The 11,612-nt window shown below is 61.2% G+C and carries 11 protein-coding genes; 9 read left to right on the forward strand and 2 right to left on the reverse strand.

Annotated features, from left to right (window positions below; translation table 11 throughout):
• The first annotated feature begins 2 nt into the window (after nt 1–2).
• The 3 genes from mdtD to baeR are packed head-to-tail and all read left to right on the forward strand — an operon-like array spanning nt 3 to nt 3,528.
• Nucleotides 3–1,433, forward strand: a complete 1,431-nt coding sequence (mdtD, locus tag ACF8MC_RS11765) for a multidrug transporter subunit MdtD (RefSeq protein WP_033635540.1) — start codon at nt 3–5, stop codon at nt 1,431–1,433.
• Nucleotides 1,430–2,812 carry a two-component system sensor histidine kinase BaeS gene (gene baeS / locus ACF8MC_RS11770; RefSeq protein WP_033635541.1) on the forward strand — a complete coding sequence of 461 codons (1,383 nt, stop codon included), beginning with the start codon at nt 1,430–1,432 and terminating at the stop codon, nt 2,810–2,812. The genes mdtD and baeS overlap by 4 nt, the downstream gene beginning before the upstream one ends.
• Nucleotides 2,812–3,528, forward strand: coding sequence for a two-component system response regulator BaeR (gene baeR, locus ACF8MC_RS11775; protein ID WP_164105163.1), 717 nt, complete (start codon nt 2,812–2,814; stop codon nt 3,526–3,528). Before baeS ends, baeR begins: the two co-directional genes overlap by 1 nt.
• A gap of 7 nt (nt 3,529–3,535) precedes the next feature.
• Here the strand turns inward: baeR and ACF8MC_RS11780 are convergent, their stop codons facing one another.
• Together ACF8MC_RS11780 and ACF8MC_RS11785 are read right to left on the reverse strand one after the other, a co-directional pair.
• Entirely contained in the window at nt 3,536–3,925 is a 390-nt protein-coding gene (locus ACF8MC_RS11780) for a type II toxin-antitoxin system VapC family toxin (RefSeq protein WP_164105162.1), read from the reverse strand.
• Between the two features lie 3 nt (nt 3,926–3,928).
• Nucleotides 3,929–4,192: an antitoxin gene (locus ACF8MC_RS11785; RefSeq protein ID WP_004941563.1), complete on the reverse strand. Its 264-nt coding sequence runs from the start codon at nt 4,190–4,192 to the stop codon at nt 3,929–3,931.
• A gap of 339 nt (nt 4,193–4,531) precedes the next feature.
• Here ACF8MC_RS11785 and ACF8MC_RS11790 point away from each other — a divergent pair, with 339 nt between their 5' ends.
• The 6 genes from ACF8MC_RS11790 (at nt 4,532) to ACF8MC_RS11815 (ending at nt 11,562) form a co-directional block, all read left to right on the forward strand.
• Nucleotides 4,532–4,870: a YegP family protein gene (locus ACF8MC_RS11790; RefSeq protein ID WP_033635544.1), complete on the forward strand. Its 339-nt coding sequence runs from the start codon at nt 4,532–4,534 to the stop codon at nt 4,868–4,870.
• 180 nt (nt 4,871–5,050) lie between these two features.
• On the forward strand, nt 5,051–6,403 hold the full coding sequence (yegQ, locus tag ACF8MC_RS11795) for a tRNA 5-hydroxyuridine modification protein YegQ (RefSeq protein ID WP_033635545.1): 1,353 nt from the start codon (nt 5,051–5,053) through the stop codon (nt 6,401–6,403).
• A gap of 466 nt (nt 6,404–6,869) precedes the next feature.
• Nucleotides 6,870–7,775 carry a lipid kinase YegS gene (yegS, locus tag ACF8MC_RS11800; RefSeq protein WP_033635546.1) on the forward strand — a complete coding sequence of 302 codons (906 nt, stop codon included), beginning with the start codon at nt 6,870–6,872 and terminating at the stop codon, nt 7,773–7,775.
• A 169-nt stretch (nt 7,776–7,944) separates the two neighbouring features.
• Complete coding sequence (gene manD / locus ACF8MC_RS11805; protein ID WP_049213350.1) at nt 7,945–9,159, forward strand: D-mannonate dehydratase ManD; 1,215 nt, start codon at nt 7,945–7,947, stop codon at nt 9,157–9,159.
• Nucleotides 9,160–9,164: 5 nt separating this feature from the next.
• Nucleotides 9,165–10,181, forward strand: a complete 1,017-nt coding sequence (locus tag ACF8MC_RS11810) for a Zn-dependent oxidoreductase (RefSeq protein WP_080352764.1) — start codon at nt 9,165–9,167, stop codon at nt 10,179–10,181.
• 91 nt (nt 10,182–10,272) lie between these two features.
• On the forward strand, nt 10,273–11,562 hold the full coding sequence (locus tag ACF8MC_RS11815; RefSeq protein ID WP_033648844.1) for an MFS transporter: 1,290 nt from the start codon (nt 10,273–10,275) through the stop codon (nt 11,560–11,562).
• Nucleotides 11,563–11,612: the final 50 nt, after the last annotated feature.

Below are 11,612 nucleotides of genomic sequence, written 5' to 3' on the forward strand. Positions count from 1 at the left end.
CGATGCTGATGAAACACGCCGCCACGGTACGCTGGCAACTCTGGATAGTGGCATTCGGCTTCTTTATGCAGACGCTGGATACCACTATCGTCAACACCGCCCTGCCCTCGATGGCCGCCAGCCTGGGGGAGAACCCGCTGCGCATGCAGTCGGTGATCGTCTCCTATGTGCTGACGGTGGCGGTGACGCTGCCGGCCAGCGGCTGGCTGGCGGACAAGATCGGCGTACAGCGGGTGTTTTTCAGCGCCATCCTGCTGTTCACCCTCGGCTCCCTCCTCTGCGCCCGTTCGGAAACCCTGAACGAGCTGATCGCCTCGCGCGTGCTTCAGGGCATCGGCGGCGCGATGATGGTGCCGGTCGGGCGCCTGACGGTGATGAAGATCGTGCCGCGCGAGCAGTACATGGCGGCGATGACCTTCGTGACGCTGCCGGGGCAAATCGGCCCGCTGATGGGGCCGGCGCTGGGTGGCTTCCTGGTGCAATACGCCAGCTGGCATTGGATTTTCCTGATCAACATTCCGGTGGGCATCGTGGGCGCCATCGCCACGCTGCTGCTGATGCCCAACTACCAAATGCAGACCCGCCGCTTCGATCTCAGCGGCTTTATCCTGCTGGCGATCGGCATGGCGTCGCTGACGCTGGCGCTCGACGGCCACAAGGGCATGGGGCTGTCCGGCGGCGCCATCGCCGGCCTGGTGGCGCTGGGCGTGGCGGCGCTGTTGGGGTATGTTTGGCATGCCTACGGCAATAGCCGCGCCCTGTTCTCGCTGCGGCTGCTGCGCACCCCGACTTACAAGATCGGGCTGCTGGCCAGCCTGCTGGGGCGCATCGGTAGCGGCATGCTGCCGTTCATGACGCCGCTGTTTCTGCAGGTCGGCATGGGCTTCACGCCGTTCCACGCCGGGCTGATGATGATCCCGATGATCATCGGCAGCATGGGCATGAAACGCATCGTGGTGCAGGTGGTCAACCGCTTCGGCTACCGTAACGTGCTGGTGGCCGCCACGCTGCTGCTGGCGCTGGTCAGCCTGAGCTTCCTGCTGGCGGCGATGCTCGGCTGGCTGTGGCTGCTGCCGGTGGTGCTGTTCTTCCAGGGGATGGTCAACTCGCTGCGCTTCTCGGCGATGAACACCCTGACGCTGAAAGATCTGCCTGACAGGCTGGCCAGCAGCGGCAACAGCCTGTTGTCGATGGTCATGCAGCTGTCGATGAGCCTTGGCGTCAGCGTCGCCGGCATCTTGATCGGCAGCTTCGCCCATCATCAGGTGGTGGCCGATAGCCCGGCCATTCACAGCGCATTTATTTACAGCTACTGCTGTATGGCGTTGATTATCGCTCTGCCCGCGCTGGCCTTCGCGCGCGTGCCGGCCGATAGCGCGCCCAACCGCACGCTGACCAAAGAGCCGGGTACCGGCTCAACGAGGTTGCAATGAGGATAGGCATTACCGGGAAACTGTTCCTGGCCATTTTCGCTACCTGCATGCTGGTGTTGATCACCATGCATTGGGGGGTGCGCGTCAGCTTTGAGCGCGGATTTATCGATTACATCAAGAGCAGCAACGAGCAACGCATCAACATGCTGAGCGAAGCGCTGGAGGAACAGTACAGCCATCATGGCAACTGGATATTCCTGCGCAACAACGATCAGGTGGTCTACCAAATCATGCGTTCGTTCGAGCAGAACAGCGACAGCAGCCACAATCTGCCGCCCAAGGGCTGGCGCACCCAATTTTGGGTGGTGGACAGCCAGTTCAATCGTTTGGTCGGGCATTCTGGCCCCCTGCCGAAAGAGGGGCCGCGCCACCCGATCCGCTACAACAACCAGATCGTCGGCTGGGTGCTCACCACCCCGGTCGAGCGCCTGACGCGCAATACCGACATCAACTTCGATCGCCAGCAGCGGCGCACCAGTTGGATTATCGTCGCGCTCTCCACCCTGCTGGCGGCGGCGGTGACCTGGCTGCTGTCGCGCGGCATGCTGGCCCCGGTCAAGCGCCTGGTGGCGGGCACCCACCGCCTGGCGGCGGGCGATTTCACCACCCGCGTGGCGGTCAGCAGCCAGGATGAACTGGGCCGGCTGGCGCACGACTTCAACCAGCTGGCCACCTCGTTGGAAAAAAACGAGCAGATGCGCCGCGCCTTTATGGCCGACGTATCGCACGAACTGCGCACGCCGCTGGCGGTGCTGCGCGGCGAACTGGAAGCGCTGCAGGACGGCGTGCGCCAGCCGACGCCGGCGTCGCTCAGCTCGCTGCAGGCCGAGGTATCCACCTTGACCAAACTGGTCGACGATCTGCACCAGCTGTCGCTCTCCGATCTCGGCGCGCTGGCCTATCGCAAATCGTCGGTGGACTGCGTGCACCTGCTGCAGATCGCCGTCGCCGCCTTTCGCGAACGCTTCCGCGCCAAAGGGCTGGAGATCGTCACCCATCTGCCGCCCCAGGCGCCGCTGTTCGGCGATCCCGATCGCCTGAACCAGCTGTTCAATAACCTGCTGGAAAACAGCCTGCGTTACACCGACGCCGGCGGCCGGCTGGAGATCGGCGCCGAGCTGCAGCCGGGGCGGCTGCTCCTCTACTGGCAGGACAGCGCGCCGGGCATCAGCGATCAGCAACTGACGCGCATTTTCGAACGTTTCTACCGGGCGGAAGGTTCACGCAACCGCGCCAGCGGCGGTTCCGGGCTGGGGCTGGCGATCTGCCACAACATCGTGGAAGCGCACGACGGGAAAATCCGCGCCGAGCATTCGCCTTTAGGCGGCGTGCGCATTACAGTAGAATTTGCTACCCCGATAAAAAATAAGGCGCCCTGATGGACATTCAGAATCAACCCGTGCAGATCATGATTGTTGAAGATGAGCCCAAGCTGGGCCAGCTGCTGGTGGATTATCTGCAGGCGGCGGGCTACGCCACCCGCTGGCTGACCAACGGCAACGAGGTGGTGCCGACCGTGCACCAGCATCCGCCGGCGCTGATCTTGCTCGACCTGATGCTGCCGGGCGCCGACGGGCTGACGGTGTGCCGCGAGCTGCGCCGCTTCAGCGACGTTCCGATCGTGATGGTGACGGCGAAAATCGAAGAGATTGACCGCCTGCTGGGGCTGGAGATCGGCGCCGACGATTACATCTGCAAACCCTACAGCCCGCGCGAAGTGGTGGCGCGGGTGAAAACCATCCTGCGCCGCAGCTATCGGCCGCAGGAGAACGCGCGGGAAGATGACCTGCTGCACATCGATGAACCGCGCTTCCAGGCCAGCTATCAGGGGCAGTTGCTGGATCTGACGCCGGCGGAATTCCGCCTGCTGAAAACGCTGGCCAGCCAGCCGGGCAACGTATTTTCTCGCGAGCAGCTGCTGAACAACCTGTACGACGACTACCGGGTGGTCACCGACCGCACCATCGACAGCCACATCAAAAACCTGCGCCGCAAGCTGGAACTGATCGACGGGGAAAAATCCTTTATCCGCTCGGTATACGGCGTGGGCTACCGCTGGGAAGCCGAGCCCTGCCGGCTGGTGAATGGGGTTTAGGGGGAAATCAGCGCGTCCAGTCTTCAACCGCCAACCCGGGCACCATGGCGAATGCGCGATCGTTGGTCACCAGCGTCGCGCCACGGCTCTGCGCGTGCGCGGCGATCAGTTGATCCAGCGCGCCCATGATTTTGCCTTTTTTCTCCATGTTCGCGCGCATTTCACCGTAGCAGCGGGCGGCCTCGCTATCCCATGCATAGACCGTCACCGCGGCAAGAAAGGCCTCGACCATGTTTTGCAACGCCTTGTTCCGCCGTTTAGCCACACCGTAAAGCAGTTCCGCCTCCGTGACGCTGGAAATACATACGGCAGAAGGCGGGAGCTTTTCCATGACGTTAAGCACCTGCGGATGCTGCCGAAACAAGTGGCTGACGGTGTTGGTATCAAACATGTACATCGCCTACTCTTCCTCTGAGAATGGATCGCGGTCTGCAACCCCTTGCTGACGATCTTCCGCGCCAAGAAACTCTTGCGGCACCGGCGTTTGGGCGATAATGCTCAGCAGCGGTGCCCAGCTGTCCGGCTTTGCCGGATATTTGGATAAAATCACGTTGCCCTCCCGATCGCGACGGATATAGACACGATCCGTATCAAATTCAAATTCCACCGGTAACCTCACCGCCTGATTTCTGCCGTTTTTAAACAGCTTTGCGATTCTTTCCATCTCGACAACCTCCACAGCAGGCATAGGCCAAAGCATATGCCTGTAGCGTGTCGATGCCAAGATGTATCGCTCATTTTTCATCCATATTGACGAAACGGCCAAACCGTAACGCACAATCTCACGGGGTGAAACCCTGTTCCCCTTGTTATGCGGCGCACTGCGCAATCACCGCGCCTTCCCTTAGCTTCCCGTGCGGCGCCAGGTTCACCGAATGAAAACTCCGCGCCGGCGCAAAAAAACTGCGCATTTTTTCGACTAAGCTGCTGTGAGGTTTAGCCGCCGATTTTCAAGCGATTGGCTACACTTACATCACGAATCGGAACCTACAGGAGAAGAACCATGGCAATCGGTCATTATGAGCTGAAAAAAGCAAAGAACGGGCAGTACCACTTCAACCTGAAAGCCAGTAACGGCGAGAGCATTCTGGCCAGCGAAATGTACGCCAGCAAAGCCTCGGCGGAGAACGGCATCGCTTCGGTGCAGACCAATTCACCGCACGAAGCGCAGTACGAACTGAAGCACAGCGCCAGCAATCAGCCCTATTTTGTGCTGAAGGCAAAGAACCATCAGGTGATCGGCGTCAGCGAAATGTACAGCTCCGAAAGCGCCGCCAAAAACGGTATCCAATCGGTGATGAAAAACGGCCCGACCACCGATATCCGCGATTTGAGCGCCTGATCTTTCCCTTTCTCCCGCGCGGTGGCCCGCCGCCGCGCATTTTCCGTTTGACCAAGATCAATCTCCCCTGAATAAATCCGGTTAACTGCTGATTTATTGCCGCGCTGCGGCTACAATTCCCCGCTTTTACTGCGCCATCAGGTGGCGTGGTGCTGACCTGAAATCAGACCGAGACACACTATGTTTACACCGGAACTTCTCTCCCCGGCCGGAACGCTGAAAAACATGCGTTACGCCTTCGCGTACGGCGCCGATGCGGTTTACGCCGGCCAGCCGCGCTACAGCCTGCGGGTGCGCAACAACGAGTTCAACCACGAGAATCTGGCGCAGGGCATCAATGAAGCCCATGCGCTGGGCAAAAAATTCTACGTGGTGGTAAACATCGCCCCGCACAACGCCAAGCTGAAAACCTTCCTGCGCGATCTGAAGCCGGTTATCGATATGGGCCCGGATGCGCTGATCATGTCCGATCCCGGCCTTATCATGATGGTGCGCGAAGCCTTCCCGCAGATGGATATCCACCTGTCGGTGCAGGCCAACGCCGTTAACTGGGCGACGGTGAAGTTCTGGCAGCAAATGGGCCTGACCCGCGTGATCCTCTCGCGCGAACTGTCGCTGGAAGAGATCGCCGAGATCCGCGCCGAAGTGCCGGACATGGAGCTGGAGATCTTCGTGCATGGCGCGCTGTGCATGGCCTACTCCGGCCGCTGCCTGCTGTCCGGCTACATCAACAAGCGCGATCCCAACCAGGGCACCTGCACCAACGCCTGCCGCTGGCAGTACAAAGCGGAGGAAGGCAAAGAGGACGACACCGGCAATATCGTGCACCTGCACGAGCCGATCCCGGTGCAAACCGTCGAGCCGACGCTGGGCATCGGCGCGCCGACCGACAAGGTGTTCATGCTGTCTGAAGCGCAAAAGCCAGGCGAATATATGAGCGCCTTCGAAGATGAACACGGCACCTATATCATGAACTCCAAGGATCTGCGCGCCATCCAGCACGTGGAGCGTCTGACGCAGCTCGGCGTGCACTCGCTGAAGATCGAAGGCCGTACCAAATCCTTCTACTACTGCGCCCGCACCGCCCAGGTCTACCGCCGCGCCATCGACGACGCGGCCGCCGGCAAACCCTTCGATCCGACTCTGCTTACCACGCTGGAAGGCCTGGCGCACCGTGGCTACACCGAAGGCTTCCTGCGCCGTCACGTGCACGAAGCGCAGCAGAATTACGACTACGGCTCCTCGCTCTCCGAGCGCCAGCAGTTCGTCGGCGAATTCACCGGCGTGCGCCGCGATGGCTGGGCGGAAGTCGACGTGAAGAATAAGTTCGCGCTCGGCGACAGCGTCGAGATGATGACGCCGGGCGGCAACGTGGTGTTCACCCTCGAGAGCATGCAAAATAAGAAAGGCGAGCCGATTGAGGTGGCGCCGGGCAACGGCCATATCGTTTATTTGCCGATCCCGCAGGATATCGATCTCAATTATGCGTTGCTGATCCGCAATTTGGCGGAAGAAAATAGCGCCGGGGCATAAAAATGAATCGCCGTCATTCGGCGGCGATTTTTAGCAAATATTAGAATTGGATCACATCAATGTGCGCGCAGCTTGGTTACTATCACGCTGCTTAAAACGAACAACGAAAATATTTGCATAGCAATACTAGGAACCACCTCCTTAGCCGGCCCAATCTCCCTTGGGCTGGCTTTTTCTTTATGGGTGCGCCTATTTTTTTCGCCGCGCCGATTTCCATAACTTATTCCCGTTATCCGTTTTAATAATAATAATCACGTCGCCTCGATATATAAATAACGCTACAGCGATTAATCCTCTCGTCTTTAAAACCTGGCTTATTTCCGGGTAAAATTCAGATAAATTCGCCTTGTTTCTTATTCACTGAACGCCGGGAAATAACCAGAATTAGCTGAATATTCTGATGGCCTGGTGGCGGCGGCTGGTTTATCTTGAGGCATTCTTGGTTTTCCGCCGGAGGAGATCGGCAATGCCTCAACACTCACATGCGCCCGCCCTGCTTATCATCAACGGCAAAGGCGCCGGTAACGAAGAGCTGCGTCAGGCGGTCAAACGCCTGCGCGCAGAGCAAATCACGCTGCACGTGCGCGTGACCTGGGAGCACGGCGACGCCGCGCGCTATGTCGCGGAAGCCACGCAGCTCGGCGTCGGCACCGTCGTCGCCGGCGGCGGTGACGGCACCATCAACGAAGTGGCCGCCGCGCTGGTGCAACTGCCGGCGCACAACCGGCCGGCGCTGGGCATCCTGCCGCTCGGCACCGCCAACGACTTCGCCATGGCCTGCAACATCCCCCCGTCGCCGGAACAGGCGCTGCAGTTGGCGATCAAGGGCCGCTCGGTGCCGATCGATCTGGCGAAGGTCAACGGCGAGCGCTACTTCATCAACATGGCCACCGGCGGCTTCGGCACCCGCATCACCACCGAAACGCCGGAGAAGCTGAAGGCGGCTCTCGGCGGCGTGTCCTACTTCGTGCACGGCTTGCTGCGCATGGATACGCTGCAGGCCGACCGCTGTGAAATCCGCGGGCCGGACTTCCGCTGGGCCGGCGAAGCGCTGGTGATCGGCATCGGCAACGGCAAGCAGGCTGGCGGCGGCCAGGAGCTGTGCCCCAGCGCGCTGATCAACGACGGCCTGCTGCAGTTGCGCCTGCTGATCGCCGATGAGCTGCTGCCGGCGCTGGTCGCCGCCCTGTTCAACGACGAAGAGAGCAACAGCATCCTCAGCGCGGCGCTGCCGTGGCTCGAGATCGACGCGCCGCATGAGATGACCTTCAACCTCGACGGCGAACCGCTCAAGGGTCGCCATTTCCGCATCGAAGTGCTGCCGCAGGCCATCGAATGCCGCCTGCCGCCTAACTGCGCCCTGCTGGGCTGACCTTGTCGGGCGCAGCCGCTGCGCCCCGCTTCCTCCCTCTCCGCTTACCCGCTTCCACTCGCGATCAAATGTGATCCTCTCCGGCAAATTCATCAAATCATACTTGTATGGTAGTTAGTTCATGACGTATTTTCGCGCTATCTCTCCGCAGCTACAGGATGTGAAGGTTATGAAAATCGTCAACGCCGAGGTGTTCGTCACCTGCCCGGGGCGCAATTTTGTCACGCTGAAAATCACCACCGATGACGGCATCGTCGGCCTCGGTGACGCCACGCTAAACGGGCGCGAACTGTCGGTGGCCTCTTACCTGAAAGATCACCTCTGCCCGCAGCTGATCGGCCGCGACGCGCAGCGGATCGAAGACCTCTGGCAATTCTTCTACAAAGGCGCTTACTGGCGGCGCGGCCCGGTGACCATGTCGGCCATTTCCGCTGTCGACATGGCGCTGTGGGACATCAAGGCCAAGGCCGCCAACATGCCGCTGTATCAGCTGTTGGGCGGCGCCTCGCGCTCTGGTGTGATGGTGTATTGCCACACCACCGGCCACTCGATCGACGAGGTGCTCGACGACTACGCCAAACATAAAGAACAAGGCTTCAAGGCGATCCGCGTTCAATGCGGCGTGCCGGGTATGAAAACCACCTACGGCATGGCCAAGGGCAAAGGCCAGGCCTATGAGCCGGCCACCAAGGGCGACTGGCCGGAAGAGCAGCTGTGGTCGACGGAAAAATACCTCGATTTCACCCCCAAACTGTTCGACGCGGTGCGCAACAGGTTCGGCTTCAACGAACATCTGCTGCACGACATGCACCACCGCCTGACGCCGATCGAAGCGGCGCGCTTCGGCAAAAGCGCCGAACCGTATCGCCTGTTCTGGATGGAAGATCCGACGCCGGCGGAAAATCAGGCCTGTTTCCGCCTGATCCGCCAGCATACCGTCACGCCGATCGCCGTCGGCGAGGTGTTCAACAGTATCTGGGACTGCAAACAGCTGATCGAAGAACAGCTGATCGACTACATCCGCACCACCCTGACGCACGCGGGTGGCATTACCGGCATGCGGCGCATCGCCGACTTCGCCTCGCTGTATCAGGTGCGCACCGGCTCCCACGGCCCTTCCGATCTGTCGCCGATCTGCATGGCGGCGGCGCTGCATTTCGATCTGTGGGTGCCGAATTTCGGCGTGCAGGAATACATGGGCTATTCCGAGCAAATGCTCGAGGTGTTCCCGCACAGTTGGACGTTCGACGACGGCTATATGCATCCGGGCGACAAGCCGGGCATCGGCATCGAGTTCGATGAGAAGCTGGCGGCCCGTTATCCGTATGAACCGGCCTACCTGCCGGTCGCGCGTCTGGAGGATGGCACCTTATGGAACTGGTAAACACCATGCGCAGCGTCGTGATCGAACAGCCCGGGCGCCTGGCGCTGCAGACGCGCGCGCTGCCGCAGCCGGCGGCCGGCGAGGTGCGGGTCAAGGTGAAATTCGCCGGCATCTGCGGCTCCGACGTCCATATCTATCACGGCCATAACCCGTTCGCCCGCTATCCGCGGGTGATCGGCCACGAGTTCTTCGGCCTGATCGATGCGCTGGGCAAAGGCGTCGATCCGGCGCGCCTCGGCGAACGCGTCTCGGTAGATCCGGTGGTGAGCTGCGGCCACTGCTATCCCTGTTCGGTCGGCCGCCCCAACGTCTGCACCTCGCTGCAGGTGATCGGCGTGCACCGCGACGGCGGCTTCAGCGACTACGCCTGCGTGCCGGCGCGCAACGCTTATCCGATTCCGCCTGCCATCAGCGATCGCCACGCCGCGATGATCGAACCCTTCAGCATCGCCGCCAACATTACCGCCCATCTGCAACCGCGCCCCGAAGACATCGCGCTGATCTACGGCGCCGGGCCGATGGGGCTCACGGTGATCCAGACGCTGAAAGGCGTGTACGGCGTCAAGCAGGTGTGGGTCGTCGATCGCATCGCCGAACGGCTGGACATGGCGCGCGCCAACGGCGCCGACGAGACGTTCAACAACGCCGAGGCCGCATTGCCGCAGATGCTGCAGCAGCGCGGCATTCAGCCGACGCTGATCGTCGATGCCGCCTGCCACCCCGCCATTTTGCCGGAGGCGATCAATCTGGCCTCGCCGGCGGCGCGCATCGGCATCATGGGCTTTTCCGGCGACGCCTGCACGCTAACCCAGCAGAGCATCACCAGCAAGGAGCTGTCGATCTTCTCCTCGCGCCTGAACAGCGCGCGCTTCCCGCAGGTGATCGGCTGGATGGCGGACGGCAAGCTAGAGCCGCAGCGGCTGCTCACCCACTGCGTGCCCGCCGCCGACGTCGAACGGGCGATGTTGATGTTCGAGCGGGATCAGCGCACCTGCTGCAAGGTGCTGCTGCAGTTCGAGTAACGCCAAGGCAGCATCGGGGCATTGGGCGGCACCCGCCGCCCGTGCAAACAACGAAGCATCACGATTAAAACGACACCCAGTGGAGCGCTTTATGTTTAAAAACCTGCGTTGGACCATCGTGTTCCTGCTGTTCATGGTCTACATGATCAACTACCTCGACCGCGTGGCGCTGTCGATCACCGTGCCAATGATCGAACAGGATCTGATGCTGAACGCCGAACAGTTCGGCCTGATCTTCGGCAGCTTCTTCTTCGGCTACGCCATCTTCAACTTCGTCGGCGGGCTGGCGGTCGACCGTTTCGGCCCGACGCTGGTGCTGGGCGTGGCGGTCGGTCTGTGGTCTATCTTCTGCGGCATGACGGCGATCGCCACCGGTTTTTACTCGATGCTGATCTTGCGCATCCTGTTCGGCATGGCCGAAGGGCCGATCTGCGCCTCGGCCAACAAGATGATCAACGGCTGGTTCCCGAAGAAGCAGGCGGCGACCGCCATGGGCCTGCTCAGCGCCGGTTCGCCTTTGGGCGGCGCGGTGGCCGGGCCGATCGTCGGCTATCTGGCGCTGGCGTTCGGCTGGCGACCGGCGTTTATGATCATCTGCGCCATCGGCATCGTCTGGATGCTGGTGTGGTTCTTCGTAGTAGCGGATAACCCGGCGAAAAGCCAGCGCGTCAGCGCCGAAGAACGGGCGCTGATCGCGCGGCTGAAACAGGAAAACCTCGGCGAGGAAAGCGCGCTGAGCGACGCCGCGCACGGGCTGGGTTACTACCTGAAGCAGCCGATCATTCTGGTCACCGCCTTCGCCTTCTTCTGCTACAACTATATTCTGTTCTTCTTCCTGAGCTGGTTCCCCTCGTATCTGGTGCAGGCGCACAACCTGAACATCAAGGAGATGAGCCTGACCACGATGATCCCGTGGATCGTCGGCTTCGTCGGGCTGGCGCTCGGCGGCTATATTTCCGACAAAATCTTCAACATCACCGGAAAATTGCTGCTGTCGCGCAAAATCGTGCTGGTCACCAGCCTGCTGGCGGCGGCGGTGTGCGTGGCGTTGGCAGGCACCGTCAGCAGCGTGGTGCCGGCGGTGATGCTGATGTCGGTGTCGATCTTCTTCCTTTACATCACCGGCGCTCTCTACTGGGCGATCATCCAGGACGTGGTGCATAAATCCCGGGTCGGCGGCGCCAGCGGGTTCATTCATTTGATCGGCAGCGTCTCCGGCATCATCGGGCCGATCGTCACCGGCTACATCGTGCAGAACACCGGCAAATTCGACAGCGCCTTTATGCTGGCGGGCGGCGTCGCCGCGCTGGGCGCGCTGCTGGTGCTGCTGGTGATCAAGGCGCCGCGCGCGACGGCGGGCGTGCAAATCTTAAAACCATAACGCCAGGCGGGGCGGCTTCGCCCCTTTGCTTACCTCTCCAGGGACATTGA

The organism is Serratia sp. LACPHL-BACT-2024-00286 (genome assembly GCF_043109535.1).
Classification (GTDB): Bacteria; Pseudomonadota; Gammaproteobacteria; order Enterobacterales; family Enterobacteriaceae; genus Serratia; species Serratia sarumanii.

What these genes read in the sequence shown, in the direction of transcription:
- mdtD (WP_033635540.1), top strand. Translation starts at nt 3, where the DNA reads ATGCTGATGAAACACGCCGCCACGGTACGCTGGCAACTCTGGATAGTG.
- baeS (WP_033635541.1), top strand. Translation starts at nt 1,430, where the DNA reads ATGAGGATAGGCATTACCGGGAAACTGTTCCTGGCCATTTTCGCTACC.
- baeR (WP_164105163.1), top strand. Translation starts at nt 2,812, where the DNA reads ATGGACATTCAGAATCAACCCGTGCAGATCATGATTGTTGAAGATGAG.
- ACF8MC_RS11780 (WP_164105162.1), bottom strand. Translation starts at nt 3,925, where the DNA reads ATGTACATGTTTGATACCAACACCGTCAGCCACTTGTTTCGGCAGCAT.
- ACF8MC_RS11785 (WP_004941563.1), bottom strand. Translation starts at nt 4,192, where the DNA reads ATGGAAAGAATCGCAAAGCTGTTTAAAAACGGCAGAAATCAGGCGGTG.
- ACF8MC_RS11790 (WP_033635544.1), top strand. Translation starts at nt 4,532, where the DNA reads ATGGCAATCGGTCATTATGAGCTGAAAAAAGCAAAGAACGGGCAGTAC.
- yegQ (WP_033635545.1), top strand. Translation starts at nt 5,051, where the DNA reads ATGTTTACACCGGAACTTCTCTCCCCGGCCGGAACGCTGAAAAACATG.
- yegS (WP_033635546.1), top strand. Translation starts at nt 6,870, where the DNA reads ATGCCTCAACACTCACATGCGCCCGCCCTGCTTATCATCAACGGCAAA.
- manD (WP_049213350.1), top strand. Translation starts at nt 7,945, where the DNA reads ATGAAAATCGTCAACGCCGAGGTGTTCGTCACCTGCCCGGGGCGCAAT.
- ACF8MC_RS11810 (WP_080352764.1), top strand. Translation starts at nt 9,165, where the DNA reads ATGCGCAGCGTCGTGATCGAACAGCCCGGGCGCCTGGCGCTGCAGACG.
- ACF8MC_RS11815 (WP_033648844.1), top strand. Translation starts at nt 10,273, where the DNA reads ATGTTTAAAAACCTGCGTTGGACCATCGTGTTCCTGCTGTTCATGGTC.